The 19,735-nt window shown below is 68.8% G+C and carries 16 protein-coding genes; 3 read left to right on the forward strand and 13 right to left on the reverse strand.

Annotated elements, in window-relative coordinates:
- Positions 1–95 precede the first annotated feature (95 nt).
- The 7 genes from mraY to mraZ form a co-directional block, all read right to left on the reverse strand.
- Positions 96–1,172: a phospho-N-acetylmuramoyl-pentapeptide-transferase gene (gene mraY / locus AB0E63_RS15195; protein ID WP_360365696.1), complete on the reverse strand. Its 1,077-nt coding sequence runs from the start codon at positions 1,170–1,172 to the stop codon at positions 96–98.
- Positions 1,169–2,563 (reverse strand): UDP-N-acetylmuramoyl-tripeptide--D-alanyl-D-alanine ligase, encoded by a 1,395-nt coding sequence (gene murF, locus AB0E63_RS15200; protein ID WP_360365698.1) that lies wholly within the window; start codon positions 2,561–2,563, stop codon positions 1,169–1,171. Before murF ends, mraY begins: the two co-directional genes overlap by 4 nt.
- Complete coding sequence (locus tag AB0E63_RS15205; RefSeq protein ID WP_360365700.1) at positions 2,560–4,086, reverse strand: UDP-N-acetylmuramoyl-L-alanyl-D-glutamate--2,6-diaminopimelate ligase; 1,527 nt, start codon at positions 4,084–4,086, stop codon at positions 2,560–2,562. Before AB0E63_RS15205 ends, murF begins: the two co-directional genes overlap by 4 nt.
- Positions 4,087–4,136: 50 nt before the next feature.
- Positions 4,137–6,308, reverse strand: coding sequence for a penicillin-binding transpeptidase domain-containing protein (locus AB0E63_RS15210; protein ID WP_360365702.1), 2,172 nt, complete (start codon positions 6,306–6,308; stop codon positions 4,137–4,139).
- Between the two features lie 4 nt (positions 6,309–6,312).
- Positions 6,313–6,990: a hypothetical protein gene (locus AB0E63_RS15215; protein WP_360365704.1), complete on the reverse strand. Its 678-nt coding sequence runs from the start codon at positions 6,988–6,990 to the stop codon at positions 6,313–6,315.
- Positions 6,990–7,955: a 16S rRNA (cytosine(1402)-N(4))-methyltransferase RsmH gene (rsmH, locus tag AB0E63_RS15220; RefSeq protein ID WP_360365706.1), complete on the reverse strand. Its 966-nt coding sequence runs from the start codon at positions 7,953–7,955 to the stop codon at positions 6,990–6,992. The genes AB0E63_RS15215 and rsmH overlap by 1 nt, the downstream gene beginning before the upstream one ends.
- Positions 7,956–8,202: 247 nt before the next feature.
- Positions 8,203–8,634: a division/cell wall cluster transcriptional repressor MraZ gene (gene mraZ, locus AB0E63_RS15225; protein ID WP_131351384.1), complete on the reverse strand. Its 432-nt coding sequence runs from the start codon at positions 8,632–8,634 to the stop codon at positions 8,203–8,205.
- 593 nt (positions 8,635–9,227) lie between these two features.
- Between mraZ and AB0E63_RS15230 the strand changes: the two genes are divergently transcribed.
- The 3 genes from AB0E63_RS15230 (at position 9,228) to AB0E63_RS15240 (ending at position 13,896) form a co-directional block, all read left to right on the forward strand.
- Positions 9,228–10,133, forward strand: coding sequence for a MoxR family ATPase (locus AB0E63_RS15230; protein WP_360365819.1), 906 nt, complete (start codon positions 9,228–9,230; stop codon positions 10,131–10,133).
- A 3-nt stretch (positions 10,134–10,136) separates the two neighbouring features.
- Entirely contained in the window at positions 10,137–11,423 is a 1,287-nt protein-coding gene (locus tag AB0E63_RS15235; RefSeq protein WP_360365708.1) for a DUF58 domain-containing protein, read from the forward strand.
- A gap of 118 nt (positions 11,424–11,541) precedes the next feature.
- Positions 11,542–13,896: a DUF3488 and transglutaminase-like domain-containing protein gene (locus AB0E63_RS15240; RefSeq protein WP_360365710.1), complete on the forward strand. Its 2,355-nt coding sequence runs from the start codon at positions 11,542–11,544 to the stop codon at positions 13,894–13,896.
- 264 nt (positions 13,897–14,160) lie between these two features.
- Here the strand turns inward: AB0E63_RS15240 and AB0E63_RS15245 are convergent, their stop codons facing one another.
- From AB0E63_RS15245 to AB0E63_RS15270, 6 genes are all read right to left on the reverse strand, one after another.
- The gene (locus AB0E63_RS15245; protein WP_360365711.1) at positions 14,161–14,577 is read right to left on the reverse strand and encodes a DUF3040 domain-containing protein; all 417 of its coding nucleotides are present in this window, start codon (positions 14,575–14,577) and stop codon (positions 14,161–14,163) included.
- 256 nt (positions 14,578–14,833) lie between these two features.
- Positions 14,834–15,580: a methyltransferase domain-containing protein gene (locus AB0E63_RS15250; RefSeq protein ID WP_360365712.1), complete on the reverse strand. Its 747-nt coding sequence runs from the start codon at positions 15,578–15,580 to the stop codon at positions 14,834–14,836.
- Positions 15,581–15,682: 102 nt separating this feature from the next.
- Positions 15,683–16,534 (reverse strand): ABC-2 family transporter protein, encoded by an 852-nt coding sequence (locus AB0E63_RS15255; RefSeq protein WP_360365714.1) that lies wholly within the window; start codon positions 16,532–16,534, stop codon positions 15,683–15,685.
- Complete coding sequence (locus tag AB0E63_RS15260; protein ID WP_360365716.1) at positions 16,531–17,343, reverse strand: ABC-2 family transporter protein; 813 nt, start codon at positions 17,341–17,343, stop codon at positions 16,531–16,533. Before AB0E63_RS15260 ends, AB0E63_RS15255 begins: the two co-directional genes overlap by 4 nt.
- The gene (locus tag AB0E63_RS15265; protein WP_360365718.1) at positions 17,340–18,377 is read right to left on the reverse strand and encodes an ATP-binding cassette domain-containing protein; all 1,038 of its coding nucleotides are present in this window, start codon (positions 18,375–18,377) and stop codon (positions 17,340–17,342) included. Before AB0E63_RS15265 ends, AB0E63_RS15260 begins: the two co-directional genes overlap by 4 nt.
- A 142-nt stretch (positions 18,378–18,519) precedes the next feature.
- The gene (locus AB0E63_RS15270) at positions 18,520–19,728 is read right to left on the reverse strand and encodes a DUF480 domain-containing protein (protein ID WP_360365719.1); all 1,209 of its coding nucleotides are present in this window, start codon (positions 19,726–19,728) and stop codon (positions 18,520–18,522) included.
- Positions 19,729–19,735 lie beyond the last annotated feature (7 nt).

The following is a 19,735-nucleotide window of genomic DNA, read 5'->3' on the forward strand; positions in this document are numbered from 1 at the left end:
GAGCGTAGGGAGCGAAGCGACCGGAGCGACGAGGGAAGACCGGGAGTCAGAGCCCCGTGTCCCGCCGCGCCGGAGGCGTGGCAATTCAACACAGCTCATCCGGCCACCCATTCCGCATAGAAGATCCCGAGACCGATCACCACGCACAGGCCCTGGATGATCCAGAAGCGGATCACCACGTTCACCTGTTCCCAGCCGAGCATCTCGAAGTGGTGCTGCAACGGCGCCATCCGGAAGATCCGTTTACCGATCCCGGTGGTGCGTTTGGTGAGCTTGAAGTAGCTGACCTGCAGGATGACCGAGGCGGTGATGATGACGAACAGGCCGCCGAGCAGCAGCACCAGCAACTCGGTCCGGGTCATCACGGCCATGCCGGACAGCGCGCCGCCCAGGGACAGCGAACCGGTGTCACCCATGAAGATCTTGGCCGGCGACGCGTTCCACCACAGGAAGCCGAAGAGCGCACCGGTCAACGCGGCCGCCACCACGGCCAGGTCGTGCGGATCCCGGACCTCGTAACACTTGGCGGTCGGGACGGTCGCGCAGCTCTGGTTGAACTGCCAGATGCAGATCAGGGTGTAGGCGCCGAACACCATCATCGATGCGCCGGTAGCGAGGCCGTCCAGGCCGTCGGCGAGGTTGACGCCGTTCGACATGCCGGCGATCAGCAGCAGGATCCAGATCACCACGAGGATCGTCGGCAGTTCCAGCCAGCCGATGTCGCGGATGAACGAGATGAACGGCGAGGCCGGCCGCTGCCCACGTTCGTCGGGGAACTGCAGCGCCAGTACGGCGAACACCACCGCGACCATCGTCTGGCCGGCCAGCTTCGCCTTGCTGCGCAGACCGAGGCTGCGCTGCCGGAAGATCTTGATGAAGTCGTCCAGGAAGCCGACCGCGCCCATCCCGGCGAACAGGAACAGCACCAGCAGCGCCGAGGCGGTCGGCGCGCTCGTCGTGTACAGCTTCGCCGCGAAGTAGCCGACGATGGTCGCGATGATGAACACGGTGCCGCCCATGGTCGGCGTACCGCGTTTGGTGTGGTGCGAGGTCGGGCCGTCGTCGCGGATCTCCTGGCCGTAGCCGCGCTTGGCGAGCAGGGTGATCGCCCAGCGGGTACCGATCAGGGTCAGCACCATCGAAACGGCGCCGGCGAACAGGATCGAGATCACTGCACGCCCTCCTCGATCAGCGCGTCCGCAAGGCTACGGAGCTTCGACCCCTTCGAGGACTTCACCAGTACGACGTCACCCGCGCGCAGCTCGGAGCGCAGCAGCTCGAGCGCTTCCGGGATGCTGTCGACGTAGGCCGACTCGTTGCCCCAGGAGCCCTCCAGCGAGGCACCGAGATGAATGGGTTTCGCTCCCGCTCCGACCACGAGCAGCCGGTTGACGTCGAGTCGCACCACCAGCCGCCCGATCGCGTCGTGCTCGTCGGCCGACGCGTCACCGAGCTCGAGCATCTCGCCGAGCACAGCCCAGGTCCGCGCCCCGCGCGACCGGCCGATCGCGACGAGTGCTTTCAGTGCGGCACGCGTCGAGTCCGGGTTGGCGTTGAAGGCGTCGTTGATGATCGTCACGCCGTCCGCGCGTTCGGTCAGCTCCATCCGCGCCGCGGACACTCGCGTGGCGGCGTTGAGGCCTTCCGCGAGCTGCTCGGGAGTCATACCGATCGCCGCCCCGACAGCAGCGGCGGCCAGCGCGTTCGACACGTAGTGCTCGCCGATGAACTGCAGCTGGATGTCGCCGCTGAAGTCACCGATGCGCAGGGTGAAGGCGGGCTGCCCTTCGGCGTCGAGCTTCACGCCCTCGGCCCGGATGTCGGCCTCGGGTGCCTCGCCGAAGGTCAGCACCCGTTCCTTCGTCCGGCTTCGCATCGCGGCAACGCGATGGTCATCGGCATTGAGCAATGCGGTGCCGCCGGCGGTCACAGCCTCGATCATCTCGCCCTTGGCGACGGCGATGTTGTCCTGGGACCCGAACTCGCCGATGTGTGACGTACCGATATTCAGCACCAGCCCGATCTTCGGCGGCGTGATCCCGGTCAGGTAGGTGATGTCACCCTGGTGCCGCGCTCCCATCTCGGCGACGAGGTACTTCGTGCTCTCCGTCGCCTGCAGCGCGGTGAGCGGGTGCCCGATCTCGTTGTTGAACGAGCCCTCCGGCACCACGGTCTCGCCGTACGGGCGGATCAGCTGCCCGATCAGGTCCTTGGTGCTGGTCTTGCCGGACGATCCGGTCAGGGCGATCACGGTCAGGTCGGGAAGGCGACCGACCACCAACCGGGCCAGCGCTCCGAGCGCGGCCTGCGGGTCCGCGACGACGATGCACGGGCTGCCCTCGACCGGCCGGGCCGTCAGTGACACCGTGACGCCCGCGGCGGTCGCCGTACCGACGTAGTCGTGCCCGTCGACGTTCTCGCCCGGCAGGGCGACGAACAGCCCACCGGGGCCGGCGGCTCGCGAGTCGATCACCACCGCGCCGTCCACGACGGCCGACGGGGCGACCCCCGTGAGCTCGCCGTTCACAGCGTCGGCGATCTCGCCGCAACTGACAGGGATCACCGGTCTGCCTCCAACAGCTCACGCACGGTTTCACGGTCGTCGAACGGGTGGATCACACCGCCGACGTCCTGGCCTGTTTCATGGCCCTTGCCCAGTACGACGACTGTGTCGCCCGGGCCGGCCAGCTCGATCGCGCTCGCGATGGCCTGCCGGCGGTCGCCGATCTCGCGCAGGTCGACACCGGGCACCGCCTGCCGCGCGCCGTCGAGGGCGGCCGCGCGGATGGTGGCCGGGTCCTCGCTGCGCGGGTTGTCGTCGGTGACGATCACGACGTCCGCCGTCCGGGCCGCGGCGGCACCCATCGCCGGCCGCTTGCCGGGATCGCGGTCACCACCGCACCCGACGATCGCGAACAGCCTGCCCTTGGTCGCACCCCGAGCGGCCTGCAGGGCCAGCTCGACCGCGTCCGGGGTGTGCGCGTAGTCGACGATCACCGCCAGGCCGTCCTGGCGGGTGAACGTCTCCATCCGGCCCGGTACGGTCGCGGTCCGCAGCCCGGTCGCGATCGCCTCGGCGGGTACGTCGAGCTGCCGCAGCATCACGGTCGCGAGCAGCGCGTTCGCCACGTTGAAGTCACCGGGCAACGCGATCTCCACGGTCAGCGATTCGTTCGGCCCCTGGATGTCCAGCACGGTCGTACCGTGCTCGGACTCGTGCCGGTTCGCCACCGTCCAGTCGGCGTCACCCTTGGTGGAGGCGGTGACGAGCGGTACGACGGTCTGCGCGGCGAGGCGGCGTCCGTACTCGTCATCGATCATCACCACCGCGACATCACACCGCTCCGGGGTGAACAGTGAGGCCTTCGCCGCGAAGTACTCCTCGAACGTGTGGTGGAAGTCCAGGTGGTCCTGCGTCAGGTTGGTGAACCCGGCGACCGCGAACCGGGCCCCGTCGACCCGGCCCATCGCCAGTGCGTGACTGGACACCTCCATCGCGCACCACGCGACCGACTGCTCGCGCATCACCGCGAACAGCGCCTGCAGGTCGGTGGCCTCCGGAGTGGTCCGGACGCTCTTCACCACCTCGTCGCCGATCCGGGTCTCGATCGTCCCGATCAACGCCGTCCGACCGACCTCCCGCAACACGGAGTCCAGCAGGAAGCAGGTCGTGGTCTTGCCGTTGGTGCCGGTGATCCCGAGCAGCCGCAGCTCACTGGTCGGCTCGCCGTAGATCCGGGCCGCGACCGCACCGAGCACGTCACGCGGCTTGTCGACCACGAGCACCGGGAGACCGGTTGCCGCGGCCCGCTCCGCACCGGTCGGATCGGTCAGTACGGCGACTGCGCCGGACTGGTGTGCAGTTGCGGCGTACTCAGCGCCATGCGTGACGGCACCGGGCAGAGCGGCGTACAGGTCGCCAGGGAGGACAGAGCGGGAGTCGAGCGAGACGCCGGTGACGTCGACCGGCAGACCCGCTGGGACCGCTGCTGCGGCGATCCGGGCGACGTCGGCCAGGCCGACCGGCACGACGTGCCGTGGCCTGATCGCTGCGACGGCGCCGCCTGCGGCAGTAGGGGTGGACACGGGCCCTGAGGCTACCGCTCCGGACACCGTGACTCCTACCTGACCCTGCGTCACCAGGTGACGGGTACGTCGGGCTGCTTGGCTCCCGTCGGCGGTACGACGTACTTCTGCAGCGCGTAGCTCATCACGTCCCGGAACACCGGTCCTCCCTGGAAACCACCACCCCGAGCACCTGTCGGGTCGTGCAGTACGACGTACGTAACGAACCGTGGGTTGTCGGCCGGCGCAAATCCGGCGAAAGAAGTCGCCCACTTGCCGTACTTGCCGGTCTTCGGGTCGACCTGCTGCGCGGTCCCGGTCTTACCGGCCACCAGGTAGCCGTCGATCGCCGCCTGCGGCGCGGTGCCCTTCTTCGCGGTCACCGCCTCCATCATCGTGGCGACCTCCTTGGCGGCCTTCTCGCTGACCACCCGGTGCGGCGCCGCGGTCTGGTTCGGGATGACCGTCCCGTTCGCGTCGATGTAGTTGCGGACCAGCTTCGGCGGGACGTAGACACCGCCGTTGGCGACCGCGTTCACCGCGGCGGTCATCTGGACGGCGTTCACCGACAGGCCCTGACCGAACGCGACGTTCGACCGGGTCAGCTCGGGCCACTCGTCACCCGGCTGCATCAAGCCCTTGCTCTCACCCGGGAAGCCCAGCCCGGTCGGCTCGCCGAAGCCGAAGTCGTGCAGGTACCTCACGAACTGCGGGATCGGCATCTGCTGCGCGGCCATGATCGTGCCGACGTTGGACGACTTCGCGACCACGCCCGCGATGGTCAGGTTCAGCGGGCCGTGGTCCCAGTGGTCCTTGATCGTCCGCCGCTGCACCTCGATGCTGCCGGGCACCCGGAGCTTGGTGTTCAGGTCGATCAGGCCGGCGTCGGCGAGGGCGGCCATCGTGACCACCTTCTGCACGCTGCCGGGCTCGTAGGTGCGCTCGAGGGCCGGGTTGTTCAGGTCGGACGGCTTGTACTTCTTGTTCGGGTCGAACGACGGGTAGTTCGCCATCGCCATCAGCTCGCCGGACTTCACGTCCATCACGATCACCGTGCCGGAGGTGGCCTTGTACTGGCGGACCGCCTCGGCGATCCGCTGTTCCGCGAAGTACTGCAGGTCGGTGTCCAGGGTCAGCTGCACGCTGACACCGGGCTTCGGCTCCTCGACCGTGTGGTTCGCGTTCGGGATCTTGTTGCCCCGGGTGTCGACCTCGTACATCGCCTTGCCGTCCTGGCCGGACAGCTTGTCGTTCAGGCCGTACTCGAGCCCGGACAGACCCTTGCCGTCGGCACCGACCACGCCGACGACGGTCGAGGCGACGCTGCCGTTGGGGTGACTGCGGATCGGGTCGTCCTCGGTGTAGAGACCGGCCAGCAGCGGGGCGTCCTGCTCCTCCGGCTTGCTCTTGTTCTCCTCGATGATCGCGGCGTTGCGGGTCTTGATCTCGGCCTCGATCTCGTTCCAGGCCTGCGGGCTCACCTGGTGCGCGAGGACGGCGAAGCGGCCGGTTCCGCTCATCGCGGCGAGCAGTTTGCTGTACGTCGTACTCGTCACCTTCGGCGCGAGGATCGACGCCAACTGCTCTGCCACCGGCTTGGTCTGGGTCGGGTCGGCGGTGATCGCCACAGCGTCCTCGGACACGGCCAGCTGGACGCCGTTCCGATCCTCGATCGTGCCTCGGGACGCGTGCAGGATGAACGGCTTGGTGTTCTCCTTGGTCGCGGCCTGCGCGTAGCTGTCCGGGTCCACGCCCTGCAGCAGCACCAGCCGCCCGGCGAACAGCGACAGCACGAACGCCATCACCCCGAACGTCATCCGCAACCGCAACGCCGGCCGCCCCAACCGCAACATCCGCGGAGGCTTCCGCACCTTCGGCTTCTTCGGCCGGGGCTGCGGCCTGTTCTGCGGGGGCCGCTTCCGCGGCGGCGCACCCTTCTTGACCGGCCGCTTGGCAGTCTTCTTGGCAGGAGCTTGCTTGCGCGGTGCCGCCGTACCAGTAGCAGGTCTCTTCCTGGGCTGGCTGGGTGCAGCCTTCTTCACCGGGCGACGCGGGGCCGCGTTCTGCTCAGCCTCGCGGGCCTGGCGGAGGAGTCTTTCGCGGGTGGTCTCGGGACGCTGCGGGGTGTTCCGGGTGCTGTCGGTAGTGGCGGACGGACGGGACGGAGCCTTGCGGGGCGGGGTGCCCCGGCGTGGTGCACTGCCACGCTTGCGTGGCGGCTCGTCTCCCCGTCGGTCCGTCATCCGATCATCCCCCAGTGGTCGTGGTGCCCTGCGCCCCCGTCGTACCGGCGCGCGGCTTGTTCGTCGTCACGGGCGGCTTGGTGCCCGTCGTCCCTGTGCGTGCTGTCGCCGTCCCCGGCTTCACCGTGCCCGCGGGCGGCTTCACCACCGGCGGCTTCACGACCGGCGGCTTGACAACCGGCGGCTTCACGACCGGTGGTTTGGCGACCGGCGGATTGACCACCGGCGGCTTGGTCGCGGTGCCGGTCGGCGTACCGGGACCGAACATCGCCGTACCCGTGCCGGCCTTGCCTTCGGCCGGTACGCCGAGCACGCGCCCGTCGGACAGCCGCAGGAACACCGGGTTCGGGTTCGGCACCATGCCCATCCGCAACGCCCGGTCCGCCAGGTTCTGCGGCGACTCGAGCGTGCGGACCTGCTTCTCCAGGCCTTCCTGCTGATCGCGCAACTGGTCGGCCTGGTTGCTCAGGTTGGTGACCTCGAACGTCCCGCGCTGCAGCTCGGTGTTGAGCAGCAGCAGGCCGACCAGGCCGGCCGCTAGCAGCGACACCACGAAGATGACGAACGGCATCCGCGGCGGCCGGAACGGCGCACCGTAGACCACCCTGAGCTTCGGTTCCGACTTCTTGGCCGGAGCGGCCGGCGTGACCCGCGCCTTCTGCGGGCTGAAGACAGTACTCATCAGGCCACCAGCCCTTTCTCCCGGATCCGTTCCGCCGCCCGCACGCGAGCGGAGGCGGCGCGCGGGTTCGCCGCGGTCTCCTCCTCGGTCGGCCGCTCGGCACCCCGGGTCAGCAACTTCAGGTACGGCTCGTGCCCGGCCGGAATCACCGGCAGGTCGTCCGGTACGTCGGTCTTGGTCCCGGTCGCCAGCGTCTGCTTGGTGATCCGGTCCTCGAGCGAGTGGTAGCTCATCACCACGATCCGGCCGTGCAGCGCCAGCGCCTCGATCGCGGCCGGCAGCGCACGACGCAGTACGTCGAGCTCTCCGTTCACCTCGATCCGCAGCGCCTGGAAGGTCCGCTTCGCCGGGTGTCCCCCGGTCCGGCGGGCCGCCTGCGGGATCGCGTTGCGGACCAGCTCGGACAGTCGCGCGCTGTTCGTGAACGGCTCGATCTCACGCTCGCGCACGATCCGGTCCGCGATCCGCCGGGCGAACTTCTCCTCGCCGTACTGGAACAGGATCCGGGCAAGGTCGGCCGCGCTGTAGGTGTTCACGATGTCGGCCGCGGTGGTCGGGCCGGTGCTGTCCATCCGCATGTCCAGCGGCGCGTCCTGCGCGTAGGCGAAACCACGCTCGGCCTCGTCCAGCTGCATCGAGGAGACACCCAGGTCGAACAGGATCCCGTCGATCGCGCGTACGTCGAGCTCGTCCAGCACGCGCGGGAGTTCGTCGTACACCGCGTGCACGAGCGTGATCCGCTGCTCGTACGGCGCCAGCCGCTCACCGGCCAGCCGCAGCGCGGCCGGGTCACGGTCGAGCCCGATCAGGCGAGCCTGCGGGAACTGGCGCAGGAAGGCCTCGGAGTGACCACCCAGACCGAGGGTCGCGTCGACGAGGACCGCACCGGGATGCGCGAGCGCCGGCGCCAGCAGCGCGACCACGCGCTCCAGCATCACCGGCACATGCCGCTCCGCAGCGTCCATCCTCGACCCTTTCCCGTCGCCACGGGAGCGACCCTGCCCCCGCAGGTTCTTCGGTGTTGCGGTGCTGCCTGTCAGTGCCGCGGCCGGAGACGACTCCGTCCGGTCAGATCGCGGGTACGCCTTCCGGGGAAGTACCTCGGTGTCTTGGCGCCGGGGAAGTGGCGCCAAGCCGTGAGGTCGGAAGTCGGACCCGTGATCTCACCGGACGGCCGGTGTGCTCGCGAAGCCGCTTGCTCACTGTTCAGGTTCAGAAGATGCCGGGCAGTACCTCCTCGGAGAGGTCGGCAAACGCCTGCTCCTGCTCCTGGGAGTACCTGTTCCAGTTCTCCGTGTTCCAGATCTCCACCCTGTTCATCGCCCCGATGACGACGCAGTCGCGATCAAGTCCCGCGTAATCGCGCAGCATCGGCGGGATGGTGACCCGGCCCTGCTTGTCCGGCACCTCGTTCGAGGCTCCGGCGAACAGCATCCGCAGGTAGTCCCGCGCACCCTTGTTGGTGATCGGCGCCTGCTTCAACTGCTCGGTCAGCTGGACGAACTCGCGCTCGGGCCACACGGACAGCGACCGCTCCTGTCCACGCGTGATCACCAGGCCGTCAGCCAGTTCGTCCCGGAACTTCGCCGGCAGGAACAGCCGTCCTTTGTCGTCGAGCTTGGGGAAGTGAGTTCCGAGGAACACGCTCCACCTCCCCGTTGCGGACTCTCCGTCTCAGGCGAGCTGTTTCCACCACTTCGGTTCCATTGCGCTCCACCTTACTCCACTTTCCACCACCGTCAACCAACTTCCGCCCCATCCACTACCCGCGCCGCGTGATTCCGGCGCGGCTCCCCCGCGTGTCGCTGCCGGGTCAACCGCTTGAATCTCCTCCACTTCGCTCCACCGGTCTCCTCCACTTCCCTCCACCCGGGTTCCTCCACTGCGCTCCACGCGGTATGCCGGTGAACCTTCCGGGCAGACTGTCCGTGAACCTTCTGGGCGGCAGGTACGTCGTATGCCCCGCGCACTGCTTTTTCCGCCCGTACGCTTGGAGGGACGCCAGATCTCGACCACAGAGACCGACCCCGCCGTGAGGGCGTGTGCCGATGAACACCGAAACGCAAGGTAACGAAACCCCCGCTGGTCTAGGCCCGACCCCTACAGCGGGTGAGAATGTGTCGGCCGTCAATGAATGGGGAGGACTCAGGGTGAGCAGCACCGCGACCAGCTCGGCGCTGGCAGGAGCCGGGGACTTCGACGAGCTGTCCGAGGTGGCGGGCCGGGTCCGCCGGGCGATGGAGCAGGTGATCGAGGGCAAATCCGACGTAGTCGAGGTCGCCATCACCGTGCTGCTGGCCGAGGGGCACTTGCTGATCGAGGACGTGCCCGGCGTCGGCAAGACGATGCTGGCCAAGGCGCTCGCGAAGTCGATCGACTGCACAGTGCGACGGATCCAGTTCACGCCCGACCTGCTGCCGTCGGACATCACCGGCGTCTCGGTCTTCAACCAGGAGATCCGCGACTTCGAGTTCAAGCCCGGCGCGGTGTTCGCGAACATCGTGGTCGGTGACGAGATCAACCGGGCCTCGCCGAAGACCCAGGCCGCGCTGCTGGAGTCGATGGAAGAACGCCAGGTCACCGTCGACACCACGACGTACCAGCTCGAGACGCCGTTCATGGTCATCGCGACCCAGAACCCGATCGAGATGGAAGGCACCTACCCGCTGCCCGAGGCGCAGCGCGACCGCTTCATGGCCCGCGTCTCGATGGGCTACCCGGAGCCGGCCGCCGAGCTGCGGATGCTCGACGGGCACGCCGCCGACGATCCGCTGCTCACGTTGCAGCCCGTCACCGACGGTCAGCAGATCCTGCGTCTGGTGAAGACAGTGCAGTCGGTGCACGTGTCGGAGTCGGTCAAGGAGTACGCCGTCGCACTGGTCGGCGCGACCCGCCGGTCGCAGGAGCTCCGGCTCGGAGCCAGCCCGCGATCGACACTGCATCTGGTCCGGGCGGCCCGTGCGGCCGCGGCGCTCGACTCCCGGGAGTTCGTCCTGCCGGACGACATCCAGGAGCTCGCGGTGCCGGTGCTGGCACACCGGGTGCTCCCGGCGGCTGAGGCGCATCTCGGTGGGCGCGGGTCAGCCGACATCGTCTCCGGGCTGGTGGCCAGCGTGCCGCTGCCCCGCACGCGTCGGGACTGAGACATGCGGCAGGCACTGCGCGGGCTGACCACCAGGGGGCGGGCGTTCGTCGCGGCCGGCATCACTGCCTCGCTGTGCGCGCTTCTGCTCGGTCAGAAGGATCTGTTGCGGGTCGGCATTCTCCTGGTGGCGTTGCCGGTCGTCGCAGCACTCGTCGTCGGCCGGACCCGGCTGCGCCTGCAAGTACGCCGTAGCCTCGCGCCGGACCAGGTCCCGGTCGGGACCCAGGCGACCGTAGAACTTGCCCTGAGCAACCAGGGCCGGATGCCGGCCGGGCTGCTGCTGCTCGAGGACCGGATTCCTTATGTACTGGGACACCGGCCGCGGTTCGTGGTGGATCGGGTCAGCCCGAACTGGCGTCGTACCGTCACCTACCCGGTCAAGTCCGATGTTCGCGGACTCTTCCAGGTCGGGCCGCTGATGCTGACCGTGGCCGATCCGTTCGGCCTGGTGGAGACCAGCCGGACGTTCACCCGTAGCCAGCACCTGCTGGTCACGCCGCGGGTCTACCGGCTGCCCGAGATCCGGCTGGGTGCGGACCGGGCCGGCTCGGGCGAGAACCGGCCACGGGCGATCGCGTCCGCCGGTGAAGAGGACGCGACAGTCCGCGAGTACCGCGATGGCGACGACCTGCGCCGGGTGCACTGGCGTTCGACGGCCCGCCGCGGCGAGCTGATGGTCCGGCGCGAGGAGCAGCCCTGGCAGAGCCGGTGCGCGATGTTCCTGGACGCGCGGACGATCTCGCACCACGGGCACGGACCGTCGTCCAGCCTGGAATGGGCGGTCAGCGCGGCCGCCTCGATCGGCATCGACCGGATCCGCCGCGGCTACGTCACCACCTTGCTCGGCGGGCCGACGACCCTGTCCGCGATCGCGCATCGGACGTCGGCCGCCGTACACCAGCCGTTGAATCCGCAGGAGTTGCTGACCGAGTGCGCGACCGTCGAGGAACACCGGTACGCCGAGGTCGGTCCGCTGCTGACGGTGGACCGGCACGCGCAGGAGCCGAGCCTGGTCGTCGCGATCGTCGGCGCCTGCAGCAGCGATGACGTCGTCGCACTGAACCGGTGGCGAACCAGCCAGGCGACCGGTGTCGCGCTGCTGCTGGACGCGGCCAGCTGGGCGGTCGGCGCCGAAGCGACCGAGAAGGCGGCCCGCCTCAGCGCCGCCACGGCCGCGACCGAGAACGAACTGCGCATCAACGGCTGGCGAGTCGCCAGAGTCCAGCGCGGCGACCACCTACCCACCGTCTGGTCCACCCTCGGCCTAAGGAGCGGACGTATCGCATGACCGTGCTTTTGGCCGGGCCTTCGGCGCCGGCAGGGTCATCGGGCTTCACCTCCCGGCCTTCCCTCGTCGCTCCAGTCGCTTCGCTCCCTGCACTCCTCAGTCCAGGCCGGGAGGCCCGATGACCGGTCACGCCAGAATCTCGATAGCTGCTTGGGGAGCGACTGTTCTCGGGGCGCTTGTGCTCACGCCGGTGTTCTCCGGGCCGTTCCTGTTCGTCAGCGCTCTGCTGTGCGCCGCGATCACGGGCATCGGGGTCCTGCTGCAGAACCTGCGCACCCCGCGCGTCGTCGTACCGCTGGTTCAGCTGGTCGTGCTGGTGGAACTGCTCTCGCTGTTCTTCCTGCAGGACACGCTGAAGTTCGGGCTGATCCCGGTGAAGGCGACCGCGCTCGAGTTCAACCAGCAGATGGTCAACGCGATGGACTCGATCAATCGGTTCAGCGCACCACTGCCCCCGGACTCACACCTGACCCTGTTCGCGGTCTCGGTGATCTCGGCGACCGGGTTGCTCATCCACGTCATCGCCGTACAGCTCCGGCAGGCCGCGTGGGCCGGGTTGCTGCTGCTGATCATGTACACGGTGCCGGCCGCGACCGTGCACGGCGGGCTGCCGGCGATGCTGTTCATCCCGCCCGCGCTCGGGTACATCCTGCTGCTGTCGGCGGAGGGCCGGAGCCGGCTGAGCCGTTGGGGCCGCCGCATCTCCGGCGTCTCGCACCTGGACGCGGCCGAGCCGGTCGAGGCGTCCGCGCTCGGCCAGGCGGGTCGGCGGATCGGTCTGTCGGTGGTCGCCCTGGCCGCGCTGCTTCCCGCGCTGCTGCCGGCCCTGCCGGAAGGTGTCATCGGCAACGGTCTGGCCGGCGGCGGCAGTGGGACCGGGATCGGCGCGTCGATCTCGTCGACCGACCCGATGCTCGACATGGGCAAGAACCTGACCCGCGGCGACAACGTGGTCGCGCTCACCTACAAGGGCGGCCCGAACGGCGGCACCTATCTGCGGCTGACCGCGCTCGACCTCTTCGACGGCAACACCTGGCGGATCGCGCCCCGGCCGGAGGGCAGCAAGATCGACGGCGACCTGACCCCGCCGCCGGGCTTCATCGGCGACCTGAACAAGGTCCCGCAGTCCAAGATGGAGATCGACGTCAGCCGGAGCTTCCGTTCGCAGTTCGCGCCGGTCCCCTACCCGCTGCACTCGATCTCCCTCAAGCGCGACTGGCGGTACGACGGCTCCACGCTCGACGTGGTTTCCTCGGGCGGACAGGTGGTCGGCGGCAAGAAGTACAACGTCACGTCGTACGACCTGCAGCCGACACCGGAGCAGTTGGCCAGCTCGGTCAACGGCCGTCCGGACCAGTACACCAGCAGCGTGCCGACGCGCACGCCGACCGAGATCAAGACCCTCACCGACCAGATCACGGCCAGTGCCAAGGGCAACCAGTTCGAGGCGGCCGTGCTGCTGCAGCAGTGGTTCCGCAGTGGCGGCGGTTTCACCTACAGCACCGAGAACGCGCGCGGCAGCGGAATGCGGGCGATCAGCGACTTCCTGCTGCGGAACAAGACCGGGTACTGCGAGCAGTTCGCCACCGGGATGGCGCTGATGGCGCGCATCGTCGGCATCCCGTCCCGGGTCGGCATCGGGTTCCTGCCCGGGACAGCCGGCAAGGACGGTCAGTACACGGTGCGGATGCACGACATGCACGCCTGGCCCGAGCTGTACTTCCAGGGCACCGGCTGGGTCCGGTTCGAGCCGACCCCGTCCGCGCGCGTAGCGACCACGCCGAACTGGACGGTCCCCGCGAGCTCCGACCCGACCAACCCGACCACGGCACCGAGCACCGCGCCGATCACGCCGGGCGCAACCGACGACCCGGAGCTCAACCGGCCGAATGGCGACCGCAACCTGCCGACCGACACCGGCGTCGCCGTCACCGGCGGCGGCAACTGGTTCACCAACGGCGGCGGGAAACTGATCGGGATCGCCGGTGGTGTTCTCCTGCTGCTCTGCATCCCGTGGCTGATCCGCAGCCTGACCCGGCGCCGGCGGTTCACCCGAGAGCCGGGACGTGCCTCGGCCGAGGGTCTGTGGGCCGAGATCCGGGACACCTCCCGGGACCTCGGACTGGACTGGTCCGACATCTCCACGCCGCGACAGACCGGCGAATGGCTCGTCTCGAAGCTGCCCGCTGACACGCAGCCCCAGGCGATCCGCCTGGCCCGCGGCATCGAGGCCCTCCGGTACGCCGGTGACGCGAATCCGACCGTGGACCTCCGGACCGAGGCGGTCGCCGTACGCAAGGCCCTCTGGACCCAGGCACCACGACTCCGCCGCTGGCGGGCGCGACTCCTGCCGCCGTCCTGGCGCTGGTACCTCAACCGGGGCAGCACCGAGGCCTCCGACCTCCTGGACGAGTTCGACCTCCTCCTGGCCCGCCTCCGCTCCCTAGCCCTAAGACGCCGCCACGCCGGCTAACCGAACGCCTGGGCTAGCCCGCCTGCTAGCCCGACGCCTGAAGTGCCACCTGTACCCAACCGCTCCCGTTCGGCGCTGTGCCTAGCCACCGACGGTCACCCGACCGCCAACCCGCACAGCGCCGAACGGGAGCTACCCGCACCACCAAGCAACGCCCGCGGCAGCGGCACCAAACCCGCACAAAAAACAACCACACCCGCCCCACCAGGGCACGGGTGTGGTTGAAGGACTGGTCGCGCGCTCAGGCGCCAGGTCCCATCGTCGTCAGAGGTCTTCGTCGCGCCGGCGCCGCCAGCGGTCCTCCATGCGCTCCATGAAGCTGCCGGACGAGTCGTGCTTGGTCCGGTGCCGCTTGGTCGGCGGGGGCGGCGGGATGTCGTCGGCGTCCCCGGCGTTGCTGATCCGCTTCATGCTCAGCGCCGCGATGTACAAACAGGCGACCATCATCACGAAGCCGATGACTCCGATGATGGTGTTGGGGATGATCGCACCGGCCATCAGCACCACGATGCCCAGCACGAATCCGACGCCGGCAAGCACTGCCCGGCGCTTGTAATACAAGCGCACATTGGTCCCACGCATGGCGGAAACGAACTTCGGGTCTTCCGCAGCGAGGGCACGTTCGAGCTGCTCGAACTGGCGCTGCTCTTCTTCCGAGAGGGGCACCGTCGATCCCTCCATGATGAGCGCGATCTCGATAGGCCGCCTTCAGTCTAGGCCGAGCATGCCCCGCACGAAACCCTGACCGCCTGTCCAGCGCGTCACGGTCCGGCAACTGCCCTGCAACACCGGGTTCAAACCTGCCCATTCAGGCGCGTCGCACACAGCTCGCTCACAGCTTCACCGGCATCGACGGTCGTTGACGCCGCAGGTTACGCCGTGATCACCCTCCGTCGCCGCCGTTCCAGGTGTGATCGGGGGCACACGCCGTACGCGATCAGCGGGTGGCGAGGATGTGGAGCTGGGTGGCGAGGGCGCGGAAGGCGGGGTGCTGGCTGGCGGCACGCTCGAGTTCGGCGAGCGAGTCGGCGGCGCCCGGTTCGGAGTCGACGAACGCGGACGGGACGAGGTCGGCGAACGTCCGTACGCCGTGCACCGTGTGCACCATGAACCCGGCGTCGGCCAGCTGCGCGATGATCCCGGCCTCGTCGAACCGGCGCGGCGTCGGGTCGGTAGGCCCCCACCGCCCGTCCGGGTCCTGGAGCGCGACACGCGCCTCGGCGAGGTGCCCGGCCAGCGCGCGTGCCAGGACGACAGCGTTGCGCTGGGCAACAAGCAGACTCAGTACGCCGCCCTCCCGCAGCACCGAGGCCATCGCCTGCAACGCCTGCACCGGGTCGTCGACGACCTCGAGCACGCCGTGGCACAGGACGGCGTCCGCGCTCGACTCACCGGCGAGTCCCGGGAGCTCGGCAGCGTCACCCAGGACACCGCGGACCAGGTCGCTCACGCCTTCATCGCTGGCCCGCCGTTCCAGTGACGCGAGCGCGTCCGGACTCGGGTCGACCACCGTCACCCGGTGGCCCTCGACAGCCAGCGGCACCGCGAACCCACCGGTCCCGCCTCCGAGGTCGACGATGTCCAGTCCGGCACCCGGATCGGTTCGCGCCCGCCCGGCCAACGCGACCCGCAGCGCCTCACCCACCAGCGCCGTCCGCACACCCCGCCGCCGCCGATCCGCCATCCTGAACCCTCCAAGCCAGTCCCCCGACACCCACCCGCCGCGCCACACCCTACTTCCACCCCACCCCCTCCCCCGTCAGCCACCCGGTTCCACAGATCCGCGCTACGAGCTCGCGCTCGCGTACGAACGCAGCCCGCGGCGCCACAGCATCCGGACGAGCGTCACCGCGACCACGGCCAGCGCGATCCCGCCGGCGACCGGCGTCCAGCCGAGATCGCCGGCCAGCGCCTGGACCGGGAACGTGGTCGCGAACGCCACCGGGAACGCGAAGGTCAGGAACGTCCGCACCGCCACCGGGAAGAACACCAGCGGATACCGGCCGGCTTCGACCAGGTTGAGGTAGATGGCCCCGATCGGATTCACCGACTGCAGCCAGAACGCGAGGAACGACATCGCGCTCCACACGGTCGCGAGCAGCACCGATCCGCAGGCTGCGAGCACCAGCGCCTGCAGGACGTCCAACGGGTTCGGGCTGACACCCGACTGCACGAGGCCGATCACCAGCACGACGATGCCGCTCGCAACGTTGCTGAGCTCCGCGATGTCGATCCACCGCAGGGTCAGGTAGAACTGGCTCGACACCGGCCGCAGCAGCACACTGTCGAGTTCGCCTTCGGTGATGTACGCCGTCATCCGTTGCAGGTTGGGCGCGACGAACGCCGCCATCAGCCCGGTGATGATCTGGTACGCCCCGACGAGCGTGATCACCTCGGCCCGCGACCAGCCGTGCACCTCCTGGGTGAAACCGAACAACAGCAGGATCGGCACGATGCCGAGCCCGAGCTGGACCAGACCGACGAGCAATGTGGTGAAGAAGTGCGCGCGGTAGTGCGTCTCGCGGACCACTGCCTGTGCGAGGAACCGCCGCCACAGCCGGAGGTGACGCCGCTGCTTGGCCAGCCAGTGCCGGTCGAGCGGTTGCCGGTGGTCGGCGTTCGTACGCAGGTCGGTCATGCGCCCACCGCCGAGTACGCGCGGATGCCGGATGCCCAGACCACCCGGGCGATGGTTCCGAACACGACCACGTACGCCGCCTGGAGACCCAAGCCCACCAGGAGATCCTGACCGGAGAGGTTGCCGGCGACGACCTCGACCGGGAACGACACCGTGAACCTGAACGGCTGGTTGTCGATGAACCCGCGCGACCAGTCCGGCATCAGAGCGAGCGGTACGACGGCGCCGGACAGCACACTCGCGATGATCAGCCGGGCCTGCGCCAGCGCGGACACGTCATCCATCCAGAACGCGAGCGACGCGATCAGGATGTCGATCGTGAACACCAGGATCGCCCCGAGCACGAGGCTGACCGCGAACACCGCCCAGCGACGCGGACCGGCCGGGATGTCCATCGAGTCGCGGAAGATCCACCACAGCACACCGATCATCGGCACCAGTGCGAACAGCTTCAGGAACTTCTCCGACAGGTTGTTGGCCACGAAGCCCAGCAGCAGCGACGCCGGGCGCACCATCCAGCTGGACAGCTTGCCGAGCCTGATGTCGTTCGCCAGGAAGCCGGTCAGCCACGACGACGTGGCCATCGTGACGAAGCTCAGCAGCACGAAGTAGGTGGTGACGAACCGCTCGTCGATCGGGAGTTGTGCCCCGTTCGCGATCGCGGTGCGCCAGATCAGCAGCGAGATGATCGGTACGCAGACGTTGGCCGCCATGAAGATGATCCACGAACCGCGGTAGATGGACTGCTGGACGACCTGCGCCACCGTCATCCGGCGCAGCACCCGGAGGTTGCGCACGAGGGTGTTCACGAGCCGTCCCCCAACGTGCTGCGGCGCAGGAAGAGGTCGCGCATGATCTCCTCGATGTCGGCGTCCGCGACGTCCAGGTCGACCAGCGGACCGATCTGGGTCAGCTGTCCGAGGACGTCGCCGGCCCGCTCGCGGTCCACCTCGAGCTTGACCGTCTGGCCGGAACCGTCGACCGCGGTCACGCCCTCGAGGGCAGCGAGGCGGCTCCCGTCGACGGTCGTCGCGTAGGTCGCCTGCACGAGCTTGCGCGGGCGAGCCGTGTGCACGAGCTCGTCGAGGCCCCCGTCGTACTGCAGGCGTCCGTGGTCGATGATCATCACCCGCGAGCAGAGCGCCTCGATGTCGTCCATGTCGTGGCTGGTCACGAGAATCGTGGTGCCGCGGACCTTGTTGACGTCGGCGAGGAACGTTCGTACGCGCGCCTTCGCGACGACGTCGAGGCCGATCGTCGGCTCGTCGAGGAACAGGATCTCCGGTCCGTGCACGAGCGCCGCCATCAGCTCGAGCTTCATCCGCTCGCCGAGGGACACCTTGCGGACCTGGACGTTCAGCAGGTCCTGGACGTCGAGCAACTCGGCCAGCTCGGCGACGTTGCTGTCGAACTCCTGCTTCGTGAGGCCGTACATGTCCTTGTGCAGCAGGAGGCTTTCCATCGCCGGAACATCCCACCAGAGCATGGTCTTCTGGCCCATGACGAGCGCGATCCGCCGCAGGTAGTCGTGCTGGCGGTCCGACGGGGTGAAGCCGAGGACCTCCAGGTCGCCGGCCGTGGTGTACAGCAGACCGGAGAGCATTTTGAGCGTGGTGGTCTTGCCGGCGCCGTTCGGGCCGAGCAGGCCGACGACCTCGCCGCGGTTGATGCTGAAGGTGATCTTGTCGACGGCGAGCCTGGTCTCGTACGTACGCCGGACGAGGCTCTTGACTGCGCCTTTGAGGCCGGCCTGCTGCTTGTGGAACGTGTAGGTCTTGGTGAGATCGGTCGCCGCGATCACCGGCGGCCGGGTCGAGACGTCGTCAAAAGATGCGTTCGTCACGGTGAAGCACCGCTTTCGAGAGTCGGGAGAGATCGGACCGGGCAACGTCAGCGCAGAGCACAGGAGTCTCTGGTCCATCCGACATACGGCTGCCGCGACAAGCTAAGCGGGGCAGGAAAGCGATGTCCAACCTATTTTGCGATCAGGCGGTGCGGGCGACGACGTACAGGCGTTGGGTCGTCTCTTGCCTGGTGGCGATGGGGCCGCGGAGATACCACTCGACGTCGACGAGACCGGCCGCCTCGACGGCTCCGACCACGGATGCGGCGTCGTACAGAACGAAGTCGAGGTCGACCTCCTGACCGAAGAACGAGTCGACGTGGCGAATCTCGGCCCCAGCGTGCAGACCGAGGACGAGCCACCCGCCTGGATCGAGCGGCCGAACCAGGGCTGCGACGGCGTCTGCGAGCTCGGACGCGGCCAGGTGGATCAGGGAGTACCACGCCAGGACGGCTGACCAGCCAGAGCTCGTCGGCGGACGACCGAGCCGCCGCAGGTCTCCGACCTCGAAGGTCCGATCGGGAAAGCGCCGGCGGGCCTCGGCCACCATCTCGGGCGAGAAATCGATCCCCGTCGCATCGGCGCCATGATCGGCCAGGTACGCGGTGACGTGCCCCGGGCCCGATCCGACCTCCACCACCGGACGTCCGGCGGCGTGCGCAACCACCCGGTCCAACAGCCACGTCTCGAACGGCAGCCCGTCCAGCTCATCCACCAGCTGATCGGCGTACGTCGTGGCGACGGCGTCGTACGACGACCGCACCCGAGCATCACGCGCATCCGTCCCGTCCGCGATCACCGCGTCCCTGTCGACCGTCTCGGCGGCGACCTGCGCGGCTGCCTCCGGCACCGGCCCGAGGAGGTGCACCCAACGCCGGTCATGCTGCCCAACCCGTCGTTCGAGCTCACGCACCAGTGGCTCGGGTCGCGCCGCCATCCGACGCAGACAAGCCTCGACATCAGACCGGTCGGCGAACGTGTGCAGCCGCTCGGTCCGCGTACGCAACTCCCCCGGCGCCTGCTCACCCCGCAGCAGCAACACCGTCAGCAACGCCCGCTCATCGGCCTCGAGCCCGAGCCGCTCGTCGAGGATCTGGTGGTACTTCAGCGTCCGCCGCCCCGTGTCCACCCACACGATCCGGACCAGCTCTCGATCCCGGAGCGACCGCGCCGTCTGCTCGACCGTCGCCTGGTCGTACTCGACGACGGGGTCCCGGTTGCTCGCCTGATTACACGCCGTCCGCAACGCGTTGGCGGTGAGGGGGTACGACGCCGGCACCGTCGCCTGCTTCTCCATCAAGCTGCCCAGCACCCGCTGATCCTCAGCCCCAAGCACAGGAAGTTCACTCACGCTCCAG

Origin of the sequence: Kribbella sp. NPDC026596 (assembly GCF_040638415.1) — a bacterium.
Taxonomy (GTDB): domain Bacteria; phylum Actinomycetota; class Actinomycetes; order Propionibacteriales; family Kribbellaceae; genus Kribbella.

Excerpts from the sequence above, each read along its gene's own strand:
- AB0E63_RS15230 (WP_360365819.1), top strand. The coding sequence starts at position 9,228 with ATGGAGCAGGTGATCGAGGGCAAATCCGACGTAGTCGAGGTCGCCATC.
- AB0E63_RS15250 (WP_360365712.1), bottom strand. The coding sequence starts at position 15,580 with ATGGCGGATCGGCGGCGGCGGGGTGTGCGGACGGCGCTGGTGGGTGAG.
- AB0E63_RS15240 (WP_360365710.1), top strand. The coding sequence starts at position 11,542 with ATGACCGGTCACGCCAGAATCTCGATAGCTGCTTGGGGAGCGACTGTT.
- AB0E63_RS15255 (WP_360365714.1), bottom strand. The coding sequence starts at position 16,534 with ATGACCGACCTGCGTACGAACGCCGACCACCGGCAACCGCTCGACCGG.
- AB0E63_RS15245 (WP_360365711.1), bottom strand. The coding sequence starts at position 14,577 with ATGGAGGGATCGACGGTGCCCCTCTCGGAAGAAGAGCAGCGCCAGTTC.
- rsmH (WP_360365706.1), bottom strand. The coding sequence starts at position 7,955 with ATGGACGCTGCGGAGCGGCATGTGCCGGTGATGCTGGAGCGCGTGGTC.
- AB0E63_RS15235 (WP_360365708.1), top strand. The coding sequence starts at position 10,137 with ATGCGGCAGGCACTGCGCGGGCTGACCACCAGGGGGCGGGCGTTCGTC.
- AB0E63_RS15210 (WP_360365702.1), bottom strand. The coding sequence starts at position 6,308 with ATGACGGACCGACGGGGAGACGAGCCGCCACGCAAGCGTGGCAGTGCA.
- AB0E63_RS15215 (WP_360365704.1), bottom strand. The coding sequence starts at position 6,990 with ATGAGTACTGTCTTCAGCCCGCAGAAGGCGCGGGTCACGCCGGCCGCT.